17 protein-coding genes and 1 pseudogene are annotated in these 23049 nt (G+C 68.2%); 13 read left to right on the top strand and 5 right to left on the bottom strand.

Going from position 1 to position 23049, the window contains the following annotated elements:
* Positions 1-76: 76 nt before the first annotated feature.
* Positions 77-1033, bottom strand: a pseudogene (locus BLR75_RS01600) (LysR substrate-binding domain-containing protein).
* Positions 1034-1211: 178 nt separating this feature from the next.
* Here BLR75_RS01600 and gtdA point away from each other — a divergent pair.
* The 5 genes from gtdA (at position 1212) to BLR75_RS01575 (ending at position 6324) form a co-directional block, all read left to right on the top strand.
* Entirely contained in the window at positions 1212-2258 is a 1047-nt protein-coding gene (gene gtdA, locus BLR75_RS01595) for a gentisate 1,2-dioxygenase (RefSeq protein WP_371858107.1), read from the top strand.
* A gap of 15 nt (positions 2259-2273) precedes the next feature.
* Positions 2274-2972: a fumarylacetoacetate hydrolase family protein gene (locus BLR75_RS01590; RefSeq protein WP_084310330.1), complete on the top strand. Its 699-nt coding sequence runs from the start codon at positions 2274-2276 to the stop codon at positions 2970-2972.
* A gap of 97 nt (positions 2973-3069) precedes the next feature.
* The gene (locus tag BLR75_RS01585) at positions 3070-4431 is read left to right on the top strand and encodes an MFS transporter (RefSeq protein WP_084310331.1); all 1362 of its coding nucleotides are present in this window, start codon (positions 3070-3072) and stop codon (positions 4429-4431) included.
* Positions 4432-4450: 19 nt separating this feature from the next.
* Complete coding sequence (gene maiA, locus BLR75_RS01580; protein WP_084310332.1) at positions 4451-5092, top strand: maleylacetoacetate isomerase; 642 nt, start codon at positions 4451-4453, stop codon at positions 5090-5092.
* Positions 5093-5127: 35 nt separating this feature from the next.
* On the top strand, positions 5128-6324 hold the full coding sequence (locus tag BLR75_RS01575; RefSeq protein WP_084310333.1) for a 3-hydroxybenzoate 6-monooxygenase: 1197 nt from the start codon (positions 5128-5130) through the stop codon (positions 6322-6324).
* A 292-nt stretch (positions 6325-6616) separates the two neighbouring features.
* On the opposite strand, the gene qhpG is transcribed toward BLR75_RS01575, so the two are convergent.
* The 4 genes from qhpG to BLR75_RS01555 are packed head-to-tail and all read right to left on the bottom strand — an operon-like array spanning position 6617 to position 12201.
* Entirely contained in the window at positions 6617-7918 is a 1302-nt protein-coding gene (gene qhpG, locus BLR75_RS01570) for a flavin-dependent monooxygenase QhpG (protein WP_084310334.1), read from the bottom strand.
* Positions 7915-8583 carry a subtilisin-like serine protease QhpE gene (gene qhpE / locus BLR75_RS01565; protein WP_084310335.1) on the bottom strand — a complete coding sequence of 223 codons (669 nt, stop codon included), beginning with the start codon at positions 8581-8583 and terminating at the stop codon, positions 7915-7917. Before qhpE ends, qhpG begins: the two co-directional genes overlap by 4 nt.
* A complete protein-coding gene (locus BLR75_RS01560; RefSeq protein WP_084310336.1) occupies positions 8576-10297 on the bottom strand; it encodes an ABC transporter ATP-binding protein in 1722 nt (573 codons plus the stop codon). Before BLR75_RS01560 ends, qhpE begins: the two co-directional genes overlap by 8 nt.
* On the bottom strand, positions 10297-12201 hold the full coding sequence (locus tag BLR75_RS01555) for a sigma-54-dependent Fis family transcriptional regulator (protein WP_084310337.1): 1905 nt from the start codon (positions 12199-12201) through the stop codon (positions 10297-10299). The genes BLR75_RS01560 and BLR75_RS01555 overlap by 1 nt, the downstream gene beginning before the upstream one ends.
* A 245-nt stretch (positions 12202-12446) precedes the next feature.
* Between BLR75_RS01555 and BLR75_RS01550 the strand changes: the two genes are divergently transcribed.
* The 8 genes from BLR75_RS01550 to BLR75_RS01515 all read left to right on the top strand — a co-directional run bounded on the left by BLR75_RS01550 (position 12447) and on the right by BLR75_RS01515 (position 23033).
* On the top strand, positions 12447-12845 hold the full coding sequence (locus BLR75_RS01550; protein ID WP_084310338.1) for a MerR family transcriptional regulator: 399 nt from the start codon (positions 12447-12449) through the stop codon (positions 12843-12845).
* A gap of 30 nt (positions 12846-12875) precedes the next feature.
* Positions 12876-14039, top strand: a complete 1164-nt coding sequence (locus tag BLR75_RS01545; protein ID WP_084310339.1) for an isovaleryl-CoA dehydrogenase — start codon at positions 12876-12878, stop codon at positions 14037-14039.
* Positions 14040-14219: 180 nt separating this feature from the next.
* Entirely contained in the window at positions 14220-15827 is a 1608-nt protein-coding gene (locus BLR75_RS01540) for a carboxyl transferase domain-containing protein (protein WP_084310340.1), read from the top strand.
* An 87-nt stretch (positions 15828-15914) separates the two neighbouring features.
* The gene (locus BLR75_RS01535) at positions 15915-16712 is read left to right on the top strand and encodes a gamma-carboxygeranoyl-CoA hydratase (RefSeq protein WP_084310341.1); all 798 of its coding nucleotides are present in this window, start codon (positions 15915-15917) and stop codon (positions 16710-16712) included.
* Positions 16713-16872: 160 nt separating this feature from the next.
* Positions 16873-18828, top strand: a complete 1956-nt coding sequence (locus BLR75_RS01530) for an acetyl/propionyl/methylcrotonyl-CoA carboxylase subunit alpha (protein ID WP_084310342.1) — start codon at positions 16873-16875, stop codon at positions 18826-18828.
* Between the two features lie 128 nt (positions 18829-18956).
* On the top strand, positions 18957-19859 hold the full coding sequence (locus BLR75_RS01525; protein WP_084310343.1) for a hydroxymethylglutaryl-CoA lyase: 903 nt from the start codon (positions 18957-18959) through the stop codon (positions 19857-19859).
* 192 nt (positions 19860-20051) lie between these two features.
* Positions 20052-20822 carry a 3-hydroxybutyrate dehydrogenase gene (gene bdhA / locus BLR75_RS01520; protein ID WP_084310344.1) on the top strand — a complete coding sequence of 257 codons (771 nt, stop codon included), beginning with the start codon at positions 20052-20054 and terminating at the stop codon, positions 20820-20822.
* Between the two features lie 255 nt (positions 20823-21077).
* Positions 21078-23033: an acetoacetate--CoA ligase gene (locus BLR75_RS01515; RefSeq protein WP_084310345.1), complete on the top strand. Its 1956-nt coding sequence runs from the start codon at positions 21078-21080 to the stop codon at positions 23031-23033.
* The last annotated feature ends 16 nt before the right edge of the window (positions 23034-23049 follow it).

Here is a 23049-nt window from a genome sequence, read left to right as displayed (position 1 = left end):
GGCGTCCCGGACGAATCCCGGACTCCCTGGACAGGCTGACATAGCGGCGCAGTGTAACACGCGCCCGGCGCCGCCTTCAGTCGCTCGGAGGGCCGAATTCCATGTCGGCGACCCTGCGGATCGGCTCGCGCGCGGCCTGGCGCAGACTCTCCAGCAGGTCGAGCAGCGCGCTGTCCTGGTGCTGCTCGTCGCGCCAGCACATGCCGATCAGTCCGTCCGCCTCCAGGGAGAAGTCCAGCGAGCGCAGCAGGCCGCGGCGGGTGAAGTGTTCGGCGACGCGCATGGACGCCGCGGAAAGCATGTCGCTGTTCTGCATCAGCCAAAGGTTGGCCATCAGCGACGAGGACTCCACCCGGCACGACAGCGGCTTGCGCCCGGCGTGGCTCAGCGCCATGTCCAGGCTGCTGCGCAGCGGCGTGCCGGCGGGCCAGAGTATCCAGTCGTAGCGGCACACATCGTCCCAGCCGATGTCGTCGCGCCCCATCAGCGGATGCCCCGGCCGCGCCACCACGCACATCGGCTCGCGGAACAGCGTCTCGTGGTGCAGCGTCTCGCGCGGCTGGTAGTTGTCCAGGCGGCCGACCACCACGTCCAGCTTGCCCTACTCCAGCCGGTCGAGGAGCACGTTCATGGTGCTTTCCTGCAGCGAGACGTGGGCGCGGGGATGGCGCCCCAGGTAATACAGGATGGCGTCCGGCACCAGGCTCGGCGCCGAGGCCGGCGAGGTGCCGATGGCGACGTTCGGCGCGAAGCCCTCGCGCAGCGCGTCGAGATTGCTCTGCGCCCGCTCCATCTCGCTGAGCAGGCGCCGCACGTGACTGAGCAGCACCTCGCCCTGCGCCGTCGGCCGCAGCCCGCGGGCATGGCGTTCGAACAGCTCGGCGCCGGCGTCCTCCTCCAGTTCCTTCAGCCATTTCGACAATCCCGGCTGGGTGGTGTGGGCGAGCTTGGCGGTGTCGCTGAGGCTGCCGGTCTCGGCGAGGCTGACCAGCAGTTGCAGGTGACGCAGACGCAGGCGGCGAGTCCAGTTCATGGCTTTCCCATACCCGAAAACATATAGGTTCATCCGGAAATATCATTATTCCAGCATACGACCGAGGCGTATTAATTCCCTCACAAACGGACCGGACTTCATCCGGCCAACAACAAAGCTCCCGCGCCCCGCCGCCGGAAGCGCTTCGCAACCTGCCACAGGTGATCAGATGAACAGCATGGAAAACGTCAGCGCCGCCCGCGCCGATTTCTATTCGCGCCTCGATGCCCAGGACCTGTTCCCGCTCTGGGAACAATTGCACAACCTGGTTCCGGCCACCCCCAGCGGCGCCTGCGTTCCGGCGCTGTGGCGCTACGACGAGCTGCGTCCCTTCCTGATGGAAGCCGGTCGCCTGATCACCGCCGAGGAAGCCATCCGCCGCGTGCTGGTGCTGGAGAACCCCGGCATCCGCGGCCAGGCTGCGATCACCTCGTCGCTGTACGCCGGCCTGCAACTGATCCTGCCCGGCGAGATCGCCCCCAGCCATCGCCACAGCCAGTCGGCCCTGCGCTTCGTGGTCGAGGGCCGCGGCGCCTACACCGCGGTGGACGGCGAGCGCACCACCATGGAGCCGGGCGACTTCATCATCACCCCGTCCTGGACCTGGCACGACCACGGCAACCCAGTCGAGACCGAAGGCGGCCAGCCGGTAGTCTGGCTGGACGGCCTGGACATCCCGCTGATCCGCCTGCTCGACGCCGGCTTCGCGGAAAGCTACGAGAAACCCGAGCAGCCGATCAGCCGCCCCGAGGGCACCAGCATGGCGCGCTACGGCACGAACATGCTGCCGGTGCGCCACCAGGTGAAGTCGCCCACCTCGCCGATCTTCAGCTACCCCTACGCGCGCACCCGCGAGGCGCTGGAAACCCTGCTGCGCGGCGGCCCGCTCGACGAATGGGACGGCATCAAGCTGCGCTACGTGAACCCGGCCACCGGCGGCTGGGCGATGCCGACCATCGGCACCTTCATGCAGATGCTGCCGCGCGGCTTCCAGGGCAGGACCTATCGCAGCTCCGACGCCACCGTGTACTCGGTGGTGGAAGGCCTGGGTCATGCCGAGATCGCCGGCAAGCGCTTCGACTTCGGTCCGCGCGACATCTTCGTCGTGCCGAGCTGGGCGCCGGTGAGCCTGCATGCCAACGACGACTGCGTGCTGTTCAGCTATTCCGACCGCCCGGTTCAGGAAGCGCTCGGCATCCTGCGCGAATCGCGCGAAACCCACTGAACCGAGGAGAAATCCATGACTTACGTATTCCAGCCCGCCGCGCCGACCACCCTGGCCGTCGCCGGCAGCGACGCGCAGTTCCCCGTACGCCGCGTCTACTGCGTGGGCCGCAACTACGCCGCCCATGCCCGCGAGATGGGCTTCGATCCGGATCGCGAACCGCCGTTCTTCTTCTGCAAGCCAGCCGACGCGGTGGTCAGCGTGCCCCACGGCAAGGTGCTGGAACTGCCCTACCCGGCCGAGACCAGCAACTACCACTACGAGATCGAGCTGGTGGTGGCGATCGGCAAGGGCGGCCGCGACATTCCGCTGGAACAGGCCAACGAGCACATATGGGGCTACGCCGTGGGCCTGGACATGACCCGCCGCGACCTGCAGATGAAGATGCGCGAGATGGGCCGCCCGTGGGAGATCGGCAAGGCCTTCGACGCCTCCGCGCCGATCGCCCCGCTGTACCCGGCCGCCCAGGTCGGCCATCCCACGCAGGCCGGCATCTGGCTGCAGGTGAACGGCAGCGACAGGCAGCGCAGCGATATCGACAAGCTGATCTGGTCGGTGCCGGAAACCATCGCCTACCTGTCGCGCTTCTTCGAGCTGCAGCCGGGCGACCTGATCATGACCGGCACCCCGGAAGGCGTCGGCCCGGTGGTCGCCGGCGACCTCATGCAGGGCGGCGTCGACGGCCTCGGCGACATCCAGGTCCGCGTCATCTGACGGCCGGCGGGGCCGCCTGCCTTCGGCCCCGCATCCCACCCAGAATCCGACTCACATCACGTGGCCGGCGCCTGCCCGCCGGCCCGGAGGACGCCTCATGTCCACTCATAACAACAACAGCGTGGATGTACAGGATTTCATCGACAGCAAGCCGGTCGTGCCCTTCCAGTGGCTGATCCTCCTGCTGTGCTTCCTGGTGACGGCCATCGACGGCCTGGATACCGCCGCGATCGGCTTCATCGCCCCGGCGCTGCGCGACGAATGGGGGCTGACCTCCGCCCAGCTGAGCCCGGTGCTCGGCGCCGCGCTGATCGGCCTGATGCTCGGCGCCTTCATCGCCGGCCCGCTGGCCGACCGTTTCGGCCGCAAGACCGTGCTGCTGCTTTCCGTGCTGTGCTTCGGCGGCTGGAGCCTGGCGGCGGCCTTCGCGCCGAACGTCGAGACGCTCGCCCTGATGCGCTTCCTCACCGGCCTCGGCCTCGGCGGCGCCATGCCCAACGCCATCACCCTGACCTCGGAATACTGCCCGGAGCGCCGCCGTTCGCTGATGGTCACCAGCATGTTCTGCGGCTTCACCCTCGGTTCCGCCCTGGGCGGCGTGGTGGCCGCGCACATGGTGCCGGCCCTCGGCTGGCGCAGCGTGCTGCTGCTCGGCGGCGTGCTGCCCCTGGCGCTGCTGCCGCTGCTGCTCGCGCTGCTGCCGGAATCGGCGCGCTTCCTGGTGCAGCGCAACGCCGCCAGCGAACGCATCGCCGCCATCCTGCGCCGCATCGCCCCGCTGCCGCGGAACTGGGACGGCAGCTTCCGCATCCACTACGACGAACTGGACCAGCCATCGAAATCGCCGATCCGCCTGATCCTCGGCGAACAGCTGCGCATCGGCACGCTGATGCTCTGGCTGGCGTTCTTCATGAGCCTGCTGATCATCTACATGATGACCAACTGGCTGCCGATCCTGATCAAGGACACCGGCCTCGATCTCAGCCAGGCGGCGATGATCAGCGCGATGTTCCAGATCGGCGGCACCCTCGGCGCCATCTGCCTGGGCGGCTGCATGGACCGCTTCAACCCGCACCGGGTGCTGGTCGTTGCCTACAGCGCCGGCGCGGGCTGCCTGTTCGCCATCGGCCAGTTCCACACCAGCTATCCGCTGCTGATCCTCAGCGTGGCCGGCATGGGCTTCTGCGTCAGCGGCTCGCAGGTCGGCGCCAACGCGCTGGCGGCGGGCTTCTACCCGACGTCCAGCCGCGCCACCGGGGTCAGCTGGGCGCATGGCGTGGGCCGCATCGGCTCGGTCTGCGGCACCCTGATCGGCGGCTTCATGCTCGGCCTCGGCCTGGACTTCGAAAGCATCTTCGGCCTGCTGATGCTGCCGGCCCTCGTCGCCGCCGTGGCGATCTTCCTCAAGGGCGCGCACTACGCCGCTAACGCCCGCAGAACGCCCCTGGCAATCCACTGAACCACCCGGAAATCCGATCATGCAGCTCTACAGTTTCTTCAACAGTTCCACCTCCTACCGGGTGCGCATCGCCCTCGCCCTCAAGGGCCTGGCGCACGACTACCACGGCGTCAACCTGCGCGCCGGCGAGCAGCGCGGCGCGCAGCACCGCGAGCTGAGCCCGGTGGGCGGCGTGCCGGTGCTGGTGGACGACGACGGCGTTACCCTGACCCAGTCCATAGCGATCATCGACTACCTCGACGCGCGCTACCCGCAGGCGCCCCTGCTGCCGAAGGACGCCCTGCAGCGCGCACGGGTGCTGGAAGTCGCCAACCTGATCGCCATCGACATCCACCCGATCAACAACCTGCGCGTGCTCGGCTACCTGCAGAAGGAGCTGGGCGTATCCGCCGAGCAGAAGGACGCCTGGTACCGCCACTGGGTCGCCGAGGGCCTGGCCGCGGTGGAAGTGCTGCTGCAGCGCCACGGCCACGGCCCCTACTGCTTCGGCGACGAACCGACCCTGGCCGACTGCTGCCTGGTGCCACAGGTGGCCAACGCCGAACGCTTCGGCTGCGACCTCGGCGGCTATCCGCGCGTGCTCGAGGTGTACCGCCACTGCCTGGCGCAGCCGGCGTTCCAGCAGGCCGCCCCCGGCCGGCAACCCGATTTCATCCAATAAGAAGTTCCGATCCGTCCCGGAAGGAGAAGCGAAGCATGACTGCCCAACAATCCATCATCATCGTCGGCGGCGGCATCGGTGGCCTCGCCGCCGCCCAGGCACTCACCCAGCAGGGCATCGCCGTGCTGCTGCTGGAACAGGCCGAGCAGATCGGCGAGATCGGCGCCGGCATCCAGCTCGGCCCGAACGCCTATTCCGCCCTGGACGCCCTCGGCGTCGGCGAAGCGGCGCGCAACCGCTCGGTGTTCACCGACCACCTGATCATGATGGACGCCATCGACGCCCACGAAGTCGGGCGTATCGAGGTGGGCGAGAAATTCCGCCAGCGCTTCGGCAACCCGTACGGGGTGATCCACCGCGCCGACATCCATCTGTCGATCCTCGAAGCGGTGGAGAAGAACCCGCTGATCCGCTTCAGGACCTCGACCCGCATCGAGCGCATGGAGATGGACGAGCGAGGCGTGACGCTGGTCGACACCCACGGCAACAGCTACCGCGCCGACGCGGTGATCGGCTGCGACGGCGTCAAGTCGGTGGTCCGCGACAGGCTGATCGGCGACCCGCCGCGCGTCACCGGCCACGTGGTCTACCGCGCCGTGGTGGACGTGGCGGACATGCCAGAGGACCTGCGCGTCAACGCGCCGATGCTCTGGGCCGGCCCTCGCTGCCACCTGGTGCACTACCCGCTGCGCGGCGGCAAGCAGTACAACCTGGTGGTGACCTTCCACAGCCGCCAGGAAGAACAGTGGGGCGTCACCGACGGCAGCAAGGAAGAGGTGCTTTCCTACTTCGAGGGCATCCACGAGCGTCCGCACCAGATGCTCGACCGCCCGACCTCCTGGCGCCGCTGGGCCACCGCCGACCGCGAGCCGGTGGAGAAATGGGGCGAAGGCCGCGCCACCATCCTCGGCGATGCGGCCCACCCGATGACCCAGTACCTCGCCCAGGGCGCCTGCATGGCGCTGGAAGACGCCGTGGTGCTCGGCCAGGCGGTCAAGGCCTGCGGCCACGACCTGGAAGCGGCGTTCCGCCTCTACGAATCGATCCGCATCCCGCGTACCGCGCGGGTGGTCTGGTCGGCCCGGGAAATGGGCCGCCTCTACCACGCCAAGGGCGTCGAACGCCTGGTGCGCAACCAGCTGTGGGTCGGCCGCAGCCAGGAGCAGTTCTACGATGCGATCCAGTGGCTGTATGGCTGGAATATCGAGAATTGCCTGGAGGGGCGGGGCTGATAGCGTGGGAACGGGGTGACAACCCTGTAGGAGCGGGCCATGCCCGCGACCCGGACATGGCTGTCGCGGGCATGGCCCGCTCCTACGGGAAAGTCTGGCGTCGTGGGTTCCCTCACCCCAGCCCTGGCTGCGCGCCCCGCTCCAGAGGGAGAGGGGGCAGATTGGCGTCAGAATGAATGCCGTGCCACCCGGCGCCTCCGAACGGTCCCCTCTCCCTCTGGGAGAGGGTTAGGGTGAGGGGATACGCCGCGCCGATGTGAAGACAGTTGCGCCTACAAGGGAGCTGTGCTCGCTACGGCCGATAACCCTGCGAAAGCAACCAGCTTTGGAACAGCCGCCGCTGCTCCGCTGGCAAATCCGCCAGTACCTGCGCTGCCGGCTCGCTGCGCATACGCCGCAGCCACGGCGCCAGTTCCAGCCCCTGCAGGTGCCAGATCCCCAGCGGCTGGTCCGGGCTGATCACCACTTCGGCTTCGTCCACCAGCCCATCCCGCAGCACCGGCGCACGCTCGATGCGCAGGGCGGCGAAATCCGGTGCGGCGTGGCTCGGCTGGTCGTCGGGCCAACTGCTGCGGGCCTGCCAGAACGGGCGGTCCTGCCACTGCGTCTCTTCCGCATAGAAATCCCGCCCGACACGAGCGAAGCGCAGGAACAGTTGCTCGACCCGCTGTTGGTGGAAGCGCCGCGCCAGCTCCGCCCGTTCCGGTGCGCGCAGCAGCGTGTTGATCACCACCGGCGCCTGCAGCGCGGACGACAGCGACTGGAAGATGCCGTTGCCGGACAGCGGGTCCACCGCCATCGCCGCATCGCCCACGCGAATCCAGTTGTCGCCGCAGGCTTCCAGGCAGAGGATCGCGGTGCTGCTGCGGGCGTGCAGCTCCAGTTCGTTTTCCGCCGCTGAACCGAAGAATTCCTGCGCCAGTTGCGAGGCGCCGCGGCGCTCGCGGCACCAGTCGAGCAGTTGCTCCTTTCCAGGCAACTCTGTGCTCGCCACATCCAGGGTCATCTGCCAGTAGCAGCGGCCATCGCCCAGCCGCGCCATCCAGGCCCAGCCGTCGGGGAGGCTTTCCACTGCGCTGGTGGCCGGGCCCGGTTCGCCCTGCCAGCGATTGAGCAGGCTGAGGGTTTCCGGCCCGCGCAGTGCCTTGCCTGCTTTGCTGGCCAGCGGCGCCTGGCGGCCACGGGCCTCGACGAGGAAATCGGCGTTCAGCTCGGCACCGCCATCCAGCCGCACGCGATGGCCTTCGGCGGACGATTCCACTGCCACAACGCGACCTTCGATGACCTCGATACCGGCCAGGCGCAGGTCTTCGCGCAGGCCGCGGTCGAAAGCCGGGCGGTCGATGATGAATTCGACGTTCTGCGCGGTTTCCCCGCCGTTCCAGCGCACGCGGCGTTGGGAGGGCGGCGCGGCGCAGGACATGGCGTTGCTCAGGCCGGCATGGCGCAGGCCATCGAGGACACGCTGGGATACACCTTCCACCGCGGCGAAGCGGCGCCATTCGCTGACGATCGCAACTTCATGACCAAGACGGCGCAGGCCGAGGGCGACGGCGGCTCCGGCGGGGCCGGCACCGAGGATCAGGATGCTCACGGCGCCACCCTGAATTCTCTTCCTCTATAAGCGGCACCCTCGCGCATTCGCTGCACCAGCCATTCATTGCTCGCCTCGGGATGCTCAGTCAAAAGCCCAGCCAGATGCCCACAGAACGCCGCGCAGCCCAGGCTGGAACCGGCCTGCCCACCACTGCTCACAGCCGCACCGAAGTCCGCCTGCCGACTATCCAGCCAGGACCACTCCCCCGCCCCGCAGCGCGCATCGCCAGTCACCCGGATCACCCCCGGATAGCTGGCCGGAAACACTGGCTCGCCCTGCGCCGGACTGGACGCGCAAACCAGCGTCCCGCTCGCCACCAGCTCCGCCACCGCATCACGCAATAACGGGCGATCCTGGCGTACACCGAGGCTGAGATTGACCAACCGCACTCCGCGCTCGCACAGCCAGCGCAACGCCCCGGCGATCTGCAACGGACTGGTGACGCCGCGCCCATCGAACACCTGCGCCACGCTGAAGCGCGCAACCGGCGCCCGGGAAGCGATGGCCTGCAGCACAGCGCTACCGTGGCCAAGCGCATCGGGCAGCAAGTCGCCCTCGCCCGATCCCTCGTCACTCAGGAAGAAACGTCGCCCCGCCAGCACCAGACCGCCCTGCTCCGGCCCATGGCCGCTGTCGACGACGCCGATATGCAGCTCAGCCATGGCTCACCGTCTCGCGCAGATTCAGGTTGCCGCCTTCCATTTCGAAATGCAGGTCGGCCTCGGCCAGGGTCGAAGGACGGTGGCTGATAAGGATGCGCGTGCGCCCGGCGAACAGCCGGTCGATGGCGGCGATCACTTCGCGCTCGGTGGCTTCGTCCACCTGCGAGGTGGCCTCGTCGAGCACCAGGATCAGCGGGTCCTGCAGCAGCGCGCGAGCGATGGCGATGCGCTGTTTCTGGCCGCCGGAAAGCTGCTGGCCGCGTTCGCCCAGCGGGCTGTCGAGACCTTCGGGAAGCGATTCGATCAGCGCATCGAGACGGGCCAGTTCGGCGACGCGGACGATTTCCTCGCGGCTGACGTGGGGCGCGCTGTAGGCCAGGTTGTCGGCCAGGCTGCCGCGGAACAGCACGATGTCCTGGCTGACCACGGCGATGCGCCGGCGCAGTTCGAACAGGTCCAGCTCGCGCAGGTCCGTCCCGTCGAGGAGGATTCGGCCCTGCTCCGGATCGTAGAAGCGTTGCAGCAGGTCGATCAGGGTCGACTTGCCGACACCGGATGCACCGCCCAGCGCCACCTTGGCGCCGGCCGGAATCCGCGCATTTACCTCGCGCAATACTGGCTGCGCGCGGCCGGCGTGGCTGAAGCCGAGGCCGTCGAAGCGCAGTTCGCCCACTGCCGGCATCGGCTGCGCTACGGCGGGCGACTGCACGCCCGGCTGCTCGCGGCGCAGCTCCATCACCCGGCCGAGGCTGACGGTCATGCGCTGCAGCGCCACGTACAGGCCGAGCAGGCTCTGCACCGGGCCGATGGCCATGCCGAGGTAGGTGGAGAAGGCGATCAGCGAGCCGAGCTGCCAGCTGCCCTGGATCACCCAGTAGCCGCCGACCAGGAAGGCGCAGGCGCGGGACAGCGACATCAGCGTGCCCGGCACCGCCTGGGTGAAGAATTCGGTGAGCTGCAGGCGCAGCAGCTGGCCGAGGTAGCCCTGCCCCAGCCCTTCCAGGCGCTGCGACTCGCGGGTCTGCTGGCCGGCGGACTGGATGAACTTCATCGCCGGCAGGGTCTCGACGAAGAACGACGACATGTCCGCCGAACGCTCGCGCAGGCTGCGCGCCTCGCGCTCGACCTTGCGCCGCATCCAGCGCAGCCAGAGCACGTCGAGGGGGATCAGCAGCGCCACCAGCAGCGACAGCTGCCAGGACAGGGTGAGCAGCAGCGCCAGCGCGCCGACCAGGCCGATCACGCTGGAAACCGCGGAGAACAGCGAGTCCACGGCGAAGCGCTGGATTTCCGCGACGTCGCCATCCAGTCGCGACATCAGGTCGCCGATGCGCCGCTTGCCATAGAAGTTCGGCGACAGCGTCTGCAGGTGGCGGTACAGCGCATCGCGCAGGGAGAACAGGATGCGCCCGGACAGCCGCGTGTGCAGGAAGCGGTTGACCCCGGACAGCGCGGTGCCGAGCAGGCCGGCGCCGATCATGGCGATGGCGACCAGCACCAGCGTCGGGAAGTCCCGCGCCAGCAGGCCGTCGTCGATCAGCATCTTGGTCAGCCAGGGCTGCGCCAGCACCAGCAGCGAGGCGCAGAACGACATTCCGAGCAGGCCGAGGATCGCCATACGGTGCGGGCGCACGAAGCCGTACAGCCAGTGCAGCGCATCGTCCAGCGACTGACGGTCGTCGCTGTCGATGAAACGGGTGATCAGTCGGGGCATCAGTTACGCAACTGTTTCAGTTTTCTGTAGAGGGTGGCGCGGCTGATGCCCAGGGCGTCGGCGGCGGCGGAGACGTTGCCCTGGTGGCGGTCCAGCGACTGGCGGATCAGCTCCAGCTCGTTCTCGCGGATGCTGCCGGCCTGCGGCCGGGCGCCGGCGTTCAGCTCGTCGAGCATGCTGTCCGGCAGATGCTCCAGGTCGAGCAGGCTCTCGCCCTCCTCGCGCATCGCCAGGGCGGTGCGCAGGACCATCTCCAGCTGGCGGATGTTGCCCGGCCAGTGGTAGCCGGCGACCAGCGCGGCGAACTCGTCGCTCAGCTTCACGCCGCGCGCGCCCATGCGTTCCAGCAGGCTGACCGCCAGTTCGGAAAGATCGTCGCGCTCGCGCAGCGCCGGCAGACGCACGCTGATGCCGTTGACGCGGTAGTAGAGGTCCTCGCGGAAGTGCTTTTCCTCCACCTGGCGCTTGAGGTCGCGGTGGGTGGCGCAGATCAGCGCGACATCGATGTCCTGCTCCTCGCCGGCGCCCAGCGGCGCCACCTTGCGCTCCTGCAGCACGCGCAGCAGGCGCGCCTGCAGGGCCAGCGGCATGTCGCCGATCTCGTCGAGGAACAGCGTGCCGCCGTGGGCCTGCTGCAGCCGGCCGACCATGCCGCCGCGCCGCGAGCCGGTGAAGGCGCCTTCGCGGTAGCCGAACAGTTCCGATTCGATCAGGCCTTCCGGGATCGCCGCGCAGTTCACCGCGACGAAGGGCTTGTCGCTGCGCGCGCTGGCCTGGTGCAGGGCGCGGGCGACCACTTCCTTGCCGCTGCCGGTTTCGCCGAGCAGCAGCACCGGCAGGTCGTTGACCAGGCCCTGGCGGGCCATGCGCAGGGCGCGGGCGAAGCGCGGGTTGTTGCCGGCCAGCACTTCGAGGCTCGGCGAGGTCTGCGCCGGTTTGGCGGTGACACGCGCCGGCACGGACAGCGCGTTGCTGCGCAGCGGCGCCTGCAGGGTCTTGTAGAACAGCTCGCCCTTGGGCGTCTGGAGACCGCCGATGCCGCCCGGCTGCAGGCGCGCCAGCAGCTGTTCGCCGCGCATGCCGAGCAGTTCCTCGCTGCGCTTGCCGACCAGCGCCTCGCGCGGCATGCCGAGCAACTGGCAGGCCTGGCCGCTGGCGGCGAGCACCCGGCCATCGAGGCTGAAGGCCAGCAGACCCTGCCAGGGCGAATCGAGATACTGGCGGCGGCTGTGGAAGGCGAGAACCACCTGTCCCGGATGGCTGACGGTGAACAGCCGCGCCTCGATCTGGCAGACCGCCAGGCTCAGCAGCGACAGGCTTTCCTTCGGGCCGGACAGCGGTCCCTCGCGGGTCATGTCGAGCACGCCGAGCAGCGTGCCCTGCGGGCCCGCGATCGGCACCGAGGTGCAGGAGAAGCGGCTCAGGCGTTCCAGATAGTGCTCGCCGCAGTCGATCTGCGTCGGCCGCCCTTCCACCAGCGCCGTGCCGAGGGCATTGGTGCCGCGCGCCGCCTCGCTCCAGCAGGTGCCTGGAGTGATGTCGGCCAGGCCACGGCTCTTCAGGTGATCGTGCGGCCCTTCGACGGAAAGGATGGTGGCGTCGGCGTTGGCGAGGATGATCAGGCTTTCCCTGCCCTGGCGCTGCAGCAGGTAGTCCAGCTCCGGCGTGGCGGCGTCCAGCAGCAGGCGGTTGTTGGCCAGCAGCACCTCGGGCCTGGTGCGGTTGTCCAGCCCTTGTTCGACGCCGCTGGAACAATCCAGGCCATGGTCGAGGCTGCGCCGCCAGGAAGCGTCGATTTCCTCGCGCAGCACGCCGGCGGGCAGTTCGCCTTCGCTCTGCAGCTTTTCACGGGCGCGCAGTGCTTCGCGCAGGAGATCGTCATTCATTGTTCTTGTAATGGTCATGCATCGCTCCAGGTCTGTCCGCGCCAGCACGGGCGGCGGCATAACAGGCAGGCTGTGAGGGTTGTCTACACCCGCACCGTCCGACAGTAAAGCGGTAGATCGGCAAGACTTCTTTCCGTGACTGCTGTCAGGCAATTCCCAGACCACGCCACGCATTGCATCCCCGCGAAAACCACCGGCAGGCGAGTTGACAGTCCCCCAGCGCAGGTTTACGTTAACGTAAAGGTAAACGAACGAGCAATGCCATGCCCATCACCTACAGTATTTCCGAGCTGGCCCGCGAACTGGACGTCACCACCCGCGCCATCCGCTTCTACGAGGAACAGGGGATGCTCAGCCCCGAGCGCCGCGGCCAGGAACGCATCTACAGCCCCAAGGACCTGGTGGCGCTGAAGCTGATCCTGCGCGGCAAGCGCATCGGCTTCTCGCTGGCCGAGTGCAAGGAACTGATCGATCTCTACGACCCCAGCAGCGGCAACCACAAGCAGCTGGAAACCTTCATGCAGAAGATTTCCGCACGCCGCGCCCAGCTGGACCAGCAACTCCTGGACATCCAGCAGATGCAGCTGGAACTGGACACGGCCGAGGAACGCTGCCTGGCGGCCATGGCCGAAACCGACAAGAAAGCAACCGTCGCTTCCTGATCCCCGAATACAAGAAAGAAGGTGAACCCAATGAGCTATCCGTCCCTCAACTTCGGCCTCGGCGAAACCATCGACATGCTGCGCGACCAGGTCCGCAGCTTCGTCGCCACCGAGCTGGCGCCGCGCGCCGCGCAGATCGATTCGGAAAACGCCTTCCCCATGGACATGTGGAAGAAGTTCGGTGACATGGGCCTGCTCGGCATCACCGTGGAAGAGGAATTCGGCGGCTCGGGGCTGGGCTACCTGGCCCACGTGATCGCCATGGAAGAGATCAGCCGCGGTTCGGCTTCGGTGGCGCTGTCCTACGGTGCGCACTCCAACCTCTGCGTCAACCAGATCAAGCGCAACGGCACCCAGGAGCAGAAAGCCAAATACCTGCCCAGGCTGGTCAGCGGCGAGCACATCGGCGCGCTGGCGATGAGCGAGCCGAACGCCGGCTCCGACGTCGTCTCCATGAAGCTGCGCGCCGAGAAGCAGGGCGACCGCTACGTGCTCAACGGCAGCAAGACCTGGATCACCAACGGTCCCGACGCCAACACCTACGTGATCTACGCCAAGACCGAGCCGGAAAAGGGCCCGCACGGTATCACCGCGTTCATCGTCGAGCGCGACTGGAAAGGTTTCAGCCGCAGCAACAAGTTCGACAAGCTGGGCATGCGCGGCTCGAACACCTGCGAGCTGTTCTTCGACAACGTCGAAGTGCCTGAAGAGAACATCCTCGGCAAATTGAACGGCGGCGTTAAGGTGCTGATGAGCGGCCTGGACTACGAGCGCGTGGTCCTCTCCGGCGGCCCGGTCGGCATCATGCAGGCGTGCATGGACGTGATCGTCCCGTACATCCACGACCGCAAGCAGTTCGGCCAGAGCATCGGCGAGTTCCAGCTGGTGCAGGGCAAGGTCGCCGACATGTACACCCAGCTCAACGCCAGCCGCGCCTACCTGTACGCGGTGGCCCAGGCCTGCGACCGCGGCGAGACCACCCGCAAGGATGCCGCCGGGGTGATCCTCTACACCGCCGAGCGCGCCACCCAGATGGCGCTGGACGCCATCCAGCTGCTGGGCGGCAACGGCTACATCAACGAGTTCCCCACCGGCCGCCTGCTGCGCGACGCCAAGCTCTACGAGATCGGCGCCGGCACCAGCGAAATCCGCCGCATGCTGATCGGGCGCGAGCTGTTCAACGAGACCAAATAACAAAAGCCGCTGGAGGCTAGAGGCTGAAGGCTGGACGAAAGAGCTGTCGCAGTCCTCGTTCAGCCTCCAGATTCGTAGGATGGGTGGAGCGGAGCGATACCCATCGGTGCGACTGAACGAAAGAGTTGCCGCAGCCCTTTCGTTCAGCCTCCAGCCTACAGCGCTCTTTTCGAGGTTTTCATGGCCATCCTTCACACCCAGATCAACCCGCGCTCGCCCGAATTCGCCGCCAACGCCGCGACCATGCTCGAACAGGTGAACGACCTGCGCGCCGTGCTCGGCCGCGTCCATGAAGGCGGCGGCGCCGCTGCCATCGCCAAGCACACCGCGCGCGGCAAGCTGCCGGTGCGCGAGCGCATCAACCGCCTGCTCGACCCGGGCTCGCCGTTCCTCGAACTGTCCGCCCTCGCCGCCCACGAGGTGTATGGCGAGGACGTAGCCGCCGCCGGGCTGGTGGCGGGCATCGGCCGCGTCGAAGGCGTGGAATGCATGATCGTCGGCAACGACGCCACGGTGAAAGGCGGCACCTACTACCCGCTGACCGTGAAGAAGCACCTCCGCGCGCAGACCATCGCCCAGCAGAACCGCCTGCCGTGCATCTATCTGGTGGACTCCGGCGGCGCCAACCTGCCGCGCCAGGACGAGGTATTCCCCGACCGCGAGCACTTCGGCCGGATCTTCTTCAACCAGGCCAACCTCAGCGCCCAGGGCATCCCGCAGATCGCCGTGGTGATGGGCTCCTGCACCGCCGGCGGCGCCTACGTGCCGGCGATGTCCGACGAGACCATCATGGTGCGCAACCAGGCCACCATCTTCCTCGCCGGCCCGCCGCTGGTGAAGGCCGCCACCGGCGAGGTGGTGAGCGCCGAGGAACTGGGCGGCGCCGACGTGCACTGCAAGGTTTCCGGGGTGGCCGACCACTATGCCGATGACGACGAGCACGCGCTGGCCATCGCCCGCCGCTGCGTCGCCAACCTCAACTGGAGCAAGCAGGGCAAGCTGACCACCCTGCCCCCGCGCGCGCCGCTGTATGCCGCCGAGGAGCTGTACGGGGTGATCCCGGTGGACAGCAAGCAGCCGTTCGACGTGCGCGAAATCATCGCCCGCCTGGTCGACGGCAGCGAATTCGACGAGTTCAAGGCGCTGTTCGGCACCACCCTGGTGTGCGGCTTCGCCCATATCCACGGCTACCCGATAGCGATCCTGGCGAACAACGGCATCCTCTTCGCCGAGGCCGCGCAGAAAGGCGCGCACTTCATCGAACTGGCCTGCCAGCGCGGCATCCCGCTGCTGTTCCTGCAGAACATCACCGGTTTCATGGTCGGCCAGAAGTACGAGGCCGGCGGCATCGCCAAGCACGGCGCCAAGCTGGTCACCGCGGTGGCCTGCGCCCAGGTGCCGAAGTACACCGTGATCATCGGCGGCAGCTTCGGCGCCGGTAACTACGGGATGTGCGGCCGCGCCTACGATCCGCGCTTCCTGTGGATGTGGCCGAACGCGCGGATCGGCGTGATGGGCGGCGAACAGGCCGCCGGCGTGCTGGCCCAGGTCAAGCGCGAGCAGGCCGAGCGTGCCGGGCATGCGCTGTCCGCCGAGGAAGAGGCGAAGATCAAGAAACCGATCCTCGACCAGTACGAGCGCCAGGGGCATCCGTACTACTCCAGCGCCAGGCTGTGGGACGACGGCGTGATCGATCCGGCGCAGACCCGCGAAGTGCTCGCGCTCGCCCTCTCCGCCTCGCTCAATGCGCCCGTCGAGCCGACCAAGTTCGGCGTATTCAGGATGTAAGCGGCTGCAGGCGGCAGGCTATGGGCTGCAGGCGAGAACGCGCCTGCAGCCTGTGGCCTGAAGCCTGCAGCCCTTGAGGATTTTTCCATGAGCACTTTTGAAAACATCCAGCTCGAAATCGACAACCGCGGCGTCGCCACCCTCTGGCTGAACCGCCCGGACAAGAACAACGCCTTCAACGCCGAGACCATCGCCGAGCTGATCCGCGCCCTCGACGCAGTGGGCGACGATCCGAAGGTGCGCCTGCTGGTCCTGCGCGGCCGCGGCAAGCACTTCTCCGGTGGCGCCGACCTGGCGTGGATGCAGCACTCGGTCAGCCTGGACTACAACGGCAACCTCGCCGACGCCCAGCAGCTCGCCGAACTGCTGCACAACCTCCATCACCTGAAGAAGCCGACCCTCGCCGTGGTGCAAGGCGCGGCCTTCGGCGGCGGCGTCGGCCTGGTGGCCTGCTGCGACATGGCGATCGGCTCGGACGAGGCGGTCTTCTGCCTGTCGGAAGTGCGCATCGGCCTGATCCCGGCGACCATCGGTCCGTTCGTGACCAAGGCCATCGGCCAGCGCGCGGCGACCCGCTATTCCATGACCGCCGAGCGCTTCGGCGGCGCCCGTGCCCGCGAGCTCGGCCTGCTCGCCGAAAGCTATCCGGCCGGCGAACTGGATGGCCAGGTCGACGCCTGGGTAGCCAATCTCCTGAACAACAGCCCGCAGGCGCTGGTGGCGTGCAAGGCACTGTTCCATGAGATCGGCGCCGGCGAACTCACGCCGAATGTGCGCCGCTATACCGAAGCGGCCATCGCCCGCATTCGCATCAGCCCCGAGGGACAGGAGGGCCTGCACGCCTTCCTGGAAAAACGCAAACCGGCCTGGCAGGAAGAGAAATGATGCCGATGCGCTCTTGTAGGTTGGCGTTGAGCGAAGCGATACCCAACGCGAATCGCTCGGAGACGCCAGGTTCGGTTCGTTGGGTTTCGCAGGCTCAACCCAACCTACGTCGACACGGGCAGCAACAATCGCGCACCACCCCAAGAAGGGAGCAAGAACAATGATTACAACCCTCCTGGTCGCCAACCGCGGCGAGATCGCCTGCCGGGTCATGCGCACCGCCAAGGCCCTCGGCCTGACCACCGTCGCCGTGCACAGCGCTACCGACCGTCACGCCCGGCATGTCGAGGAAGCCGACATTGCCATCGACCTCGGTGGCGCCAAGCCGGCGGAAAGCTACCTGCGTGCCGACGCCGTGCTGGAAGCGGCAAAGGCCGCCGGCGCCCAGGCGATCCACCCGGGCTATGGCTTCCTCTCGGAGAACGCCGGCTTCGCCCGCGCCTGCGAAGAGGCCGGGCTGATCTTCCTCGGCCCGCCGGCCAGCGCCATCGACGCCATGGGCAGCAAATCCGCCGCCAAGGCGCTGATGGAAGACGCCGGCGTGCCGCTGGTGCCCGGCTATCACGGCGAGGCCCAGGACTACGCGACCTTCCAGCGCGAAGCCGCGCGTATCGGCTATCCGGTGCTGCTGAAGGCCGCTGCCGGTGGTGGCGGCAAGGGCATGAAGGTGGTCGAGCGCGAAAGCGAACTGGCCGAGGCGCTGGAATCCGCGCAACGCGAGGCGCAGTCCGGCTTCGGCGACTCGCGCATGCTGGTGGAGAAATACCTGACCAAGCCGCGCCACGTGGAAATCCAGGTCTTCGCCGACAAGCACGGCAACTGCCTGTACCTCAACGAGCGCGACTGCTCGATCCAGCGCCGCCACCAGAAGGTGGTCGAGGAAGCGCCCGCCCCCGGCCTTTCCGCCGAGCTGCGCGCCGCCATGGGCGAATCCGCCGTGCGCGCGGCCCAGGCCATCGGCTACGTCGGCGCCGGCACCGTGGAATTCCTCTACGACGAAGGCAGCGGCCAGTTCTTCTTCATGGAGATGAACACCCGCCTGCAGGTGGAGCACCCGGTCACCGAAGCCATCACCGGCCTCGACCTGGTCGCCTGGCAGATCCGCGTCGCCCGTGGCGAGCGCCTGCCGATCAGCCAGGAGCAGGTGCCGCTGAACGGCCACGCCATCGAAGTGCGCCTCTACGCCGAAGACCCGGAAGGCGGCTTCCTGCCCGCCAGCGGCCGCCTGGCGCTGTACCGCGAACCTGCCGCCGGCCCCGGCCGCCGGGTGGACAGCGGTATCCGCGAAGGCGACGAGGTATCGCCGTTCTATGACCCGATGCTGGCCAAGCTGATCGCCTGGGGCGAAACCCGCGAGGAAGCCCGCGCGCGCCTGCTGTCGATGCTGGCGGAAACCGCGGTCGGCGGGGTCAAGACCAACCTGGCGTTCCTGCAGCGCGTGCTGGCCCATCCGGCCTTCGCCGCCGCGGAGCTGGATACCGGCTTCATCGGCCGCCATCAGGACGCCCTGCTCCCCGCCCCCGCCGCGCTGCCGGAAGACTTCTGGCAACTGGCGGCCGAAGGCTGGGCACAGACCGAAGCCCGCCATGTGCGGCAGGACGATGCCCATTCGCCGTGGTCCGCGCGCAATGGCTGGCGCAGCGGCCTGCCGGGCGAGACTGACCTGCACCTGACCTGCAAGGGCGAGCGGCACGTCGTGCGCCTGCGCCATGCCGGCGGCGCGCGGATCGCCTACCTGAACGGCGAATGGCTGGAAGTCGCCATCGACGGCAAGCGCCACCGCCATCTGGCCCTGCGCCGCGGCGATGCGCTCTATCTGGAGTGGAACGGCGAGATGCTGGCAATCCAGCGCTTCGACCCCATCGCCGAAGCGGAAGCCGCCCACGGCCACCACGGCGGCCTCGGCGCGCCCATGAACGGCAGCATCGTGCGCATCCTGGTCGAACCGGGCCAGACCGTCGAAGCCGGCGCCACCCTGGTGGTGCTGGAAGCGATGAAGATGGAACACAGCATTCGCGCGCCGCACGCCGGCGTGGTGAAATCGCTGTATTGCAGCGAAGGCGAGCTGGTGTCGGAAGGCGCGGCGCTGGTGGAGCTGGAAGAAGCCAGCGCATAACGCGACGCCCCGCCCTTCGTAGGAGCGAGCTTGCTCGCGAACCCGCCTGACACCGAGGCTGTTCGCGAGCAAGCTCGCTCCTACAAAAAGCAAACCCGCCTTCGCCCGAATCCATAAGAGGACAATTCATGACACTGCCAACCTCCGTCCGCCTGGTCGAAGTCGGCCCGCGCGACGGCCTGCAGAACGAGAAGCAACCGATCAGCGTCGCCGACAAGGTGCGCCTGGTGGACGACCTCACCGCCGCCGGGCTCGGCTACATCGAGGTCGGCAGCTTCGTCTCGCCCAAGTGGGTGCCGCAGATGGCCGGTTCGGCGGAAGTCTTCGCCGGCATCCAGCGCAAGCCGGGCATCACCTATGCCGCTCTCGCGCCGAACATGAAGGGCTTCGAGGCCGCGCTGGAAGCCGGGGTCGAGGAAGTCGCGGTGTTCGCCGCCGCCTCCGAGGCGTTCTCGCAGAAGAACATCAACTGCTCGATCAAGGAAAGCCTGGAGCGCTTCGTGCCGATCATGGAAGCGGCGCGCCAGCATGGCATTCGCGTGCGCGGCTACGTCTCCTGCGTGCTCGGCTGCCCGTACCAGGGCGAAGTGGACGTGCAGCAGGTTGCGGCAGTCGCAGCCGAGCTGGACGCCATGGGCTGCTACGAAGTTTCCCTCGGCGACACCATCGGCGTCGGCACCGCCGGCGCCACCCGCCGCATGTTCGAAGTGGTCGGCGCCCGCGTCGCCCGCGAGCGTCTGGCCGGGCACTTCCACGATACCTACGGCCAGGCCGTGTCGAACATCTATGCCGGCCTGCTGGAAGGCATCGCCGTGTTCGACAGCTCGGTCGCCGGCCTCGGCGGCTGCCCCTACGCCAAGGGCGCGACCGGCAACGTCGCCACGGAAGACGTGGTCTACCTGCTCAACGGCCTGGGCATCGAGACCGGCATCGACCTCGACGCCCTGATCGCCGCCGGCCAGCGCATCTGCGCGGTGCTCGACAAGCCGAACGGCTCGCGCGTGGCACGGGCGCTGCTGGCGAAAGCCTGAGGACCTGCAGGAGCGCGCCATGCGCGCGACAACGTGGCGGGTCGCGGGCATGTTCCGCTCCTGCAGGTAATCCGGGGCTACGGTGCTTTTCGTAGCGAACCGAGCCCCGCAGCGGGGTTTGTTCGCGAGCAAGCTCGCTCCTACAGGGCATCTCACGCATGACGCAACACCCCTGACACACAGGAGAACCCCATGAACCTCAAAGGCAGGACCGCACTGGTCACCGGCTCCACCAGCGGCATCGGCCTGGGCGTCGCGCGCAAGCTCGCCGAGGCCGGCGCCAACCTGGTGCTGAACGGCTTCGGCGAGGTCGACGCCGCCGTCGCCAGCATCGCCGCCTGCGGCGTCAAGGCCGGACACCACCCGGCGGACATGTCCAGCCCGAAGCAGATCGCCGAGATGATCGCCTACGCCGAGCGCGAGTTCGGCGGCGTCGACATCCTGGTCAACAACGCCGGCATCCAGCACGTCGCGCCAGTGGAGAAATTCCCGGTGGAGCGCTGGGACGCGATCATCGCCATCAATCTCTCCGCGGTGTTCCACACCACCCGCCTGGCGCTGCCGGGCATGCGCCGGCGCGGCTGGGGCCGCATCGTCAACATCGCCTCGGCCCACGGGCTGGTCGCCTCGGCGCAGAAGAGCGCCTACGTCGCCGCCAAGCACGGCGTGCTCGGCCTGACCAAGACGGTGGCGCTGGAAACCGCCACCACGCCGATCACCTGCAACGCCATCTGCCCGGGCTGGGTGCTGACCCCGCTGGTGCAGAAGCAGATCGACACGCGCATCGCCGCCGGCGTCGAGCCGGACCAGGCACGCCACGACCTGCTGGCGGAGAAGCAGCCGTCGCTGGAGTTCGTCACCCCGGAGCAGCTCGGCGAACTGGCGCTGTTCCTCTGCAGCGACGCCGCCGCCCAGGTGCGTGGCGTGGCGTGGAACATGGACGGGGGATGGGTGGCGCAGTGAGTGCTTCGCAGGAGTGGGCGGGGCTTCCGGGTAGGGCGCATAACGCGCCAGCGTTATCCGCCGCGAAGCCGGTGCCAGGCTCCATTGGCGCTTTGCCATCCACCCCATGCCAGACCCACCTGTAGGAGCGCGCCATGCGCGCGATTCGCGGGCATGGCCCGCTCCTACAGTTCCGGCGGGGCTGATGCGCCCTGCACCGGAACCGACTCCGGCCTGACTGCACTATAAAGATAGGCAGTACCGTTGGAGAGACCGATGAACCAGCCGCTCTGGAGTCCCAGTCCCGAACGCATCGCCGCCACGCGGATGGATGCCTTCCGCCGCCACGTCAACCAGCGCCACGGCCTGCAGCTGAGCGACTACGCCGGGCTGCACGCCTGGAGCGTCGCCCGGCGCGCCGATTTCTGGCAGGCGATCGTCGACTTCTTCGGCGTCAATTTCCGCACCCCGCCGCGGGCGGTGCTGGAGGAAGGCCCGGCGATGCCGGATGCGCGCTGGTTCCCCGGCGCCACCCTGAGCTTCGCCGAGCACCTGCTGCACCGCCGCGACCGCCATCCGGCGCTGGTCGCCGTCGGCGAGGACGGCAGCCGCGAGGTGCTCGGCTACGCGGAACTCGCCGCCCACGTCGCCGGCCTGCAGAAGAGCCTGCGCGCCGCCGGCGTCGGCCCCGGCGACCGGGTCGCCGCCTGCATGCCGAATACCTGGCAGACGGTGGTCGGCATGCTCGCCGCCACCAGCCTGGGCGCCACCTGGTCGAGCTGCTCGCCGGACTTCGGCACCCAGGGCGTGATCGACCGCTTCGGCCAGATCGAACCGAAGGTGCTGGTCGCCTGCGCCGGCTACCGCTACGCCGGCAAGAACCTCGACCTCACCGCCAAGCTCAACGAGATCCTCGAACGCCTACCCTCGCTGCAACAGCTGCTGGTGGTGCCCTACAGCCGTCCCGAGGCGCGCGTCGGGGACTTCCGCTGCGCCGGCAAGGTGGCGCTGTGGCAGGACTTCTACCAGCCCGGCGGCGCGCCCGAGTTCGTCGCCGTGCCGTTCGACCATCCGCTGTACATCCTCTATTCCTCCGGCACCACCGGCGTGCCCAAGTGCATCGTCCACGGCACTGGCGGCGTGCTCCTGCAGCACCTCAAGGAACACGGCCTGCACACCGACCTGACGGCCGGCGACACGCTGTTCTACTACACCACCTGCGGCTGGATGATGTGGAACTGGCTGGTTTCCGGGCTGGCCATCGGCGCCACCGTGGTGCTCTACGACGGCTCGCCCTTCCATCCGGGCCCCGAGCGCCTGATGGACCTGGTCGACGCCGAGGGCATCAGCGTGTTCGGCACCAGCGCCAAGTACATCGCCGGGCTGGAGAAGGCCGGCCTGCGCCCGCGCGAGACGCACCGGCTGGAGCGCCTGAAGGCGATCCTCTCCACAGGCTCGCCGCTGGCCCACGAGAGCTTCGACTACGTCTACCGCGACATCCGGGCAGAGCTCTGCCTGTCCTCGATTTCCGGCGGCACCGACATCGTCTCCTGCTTCGCCCTGGGCAATCCCACCGGCCCGGTCTGGCGCGGCGAGCTGCAGTGCAAGGGCCTGGGCATGGCGGTGGAGGTCTGGGACGAAGCCGGCCAGCCGGTGCACGGCGACAAGGGCGAGCTGGTCTGCACCCGGCACTTCCCGTCGATGCCGGTGGGCTTCTGGAACGATCCGCACGGCGAGAAATTCCGCCACGCCTACTTCGACACCTTCCCCGGCGTCTGGGCCCACGGCGACTACGCCGAGGAAACCGCCCACGGCGGGCTGGTCATCCATGGCCGTTCCGACGCGGTGCTGAACCCCGGCGGCGTGCGCATCGGCACGGCGGAGATCTACCGCCAGGTGGAAAAGATCGAGGACGTGCTGGAATCCATCGCCATCGGCCAGGACTGGCAGGGCGACGTGCGCGTGGTGCTGTTCGTCCGCCTGCGCGACGGCGTGCCGCTCACCGACGAGCTGCAGCAGCGCATCCGCCAGGTCATCCGCGCCAACACCACGCCGCGCCACGTGCCGGCGAAGATCGTCGCGGTGGCCGATATCCCGCGCACCATCAGCGGCAAGATCGTCGAACTGGCGGTGCGCAACGTGGTGCACGGCAGGCCGGTGAAGAACACCGACGCCCTGGCCAACCCGCAGGCGCTGGAGCTGTACCGCGACCTGCCGGAACTGCAACGCTGAGGGCGGTTAGCGCCCA

The organism is Pseudomonas jinjuensis (genome assembly GCF_900103845.1).
GTDB lineage: Bacteria > Pseudomonadota > Gammaproteobacteria > Pseudomonadales > Pseudomonadaceae > Pseudomonas > Pseudomonas jinjuensis.
This window is presented reverse-complemented; position numbering and strand designations above follow the sequence as displayed.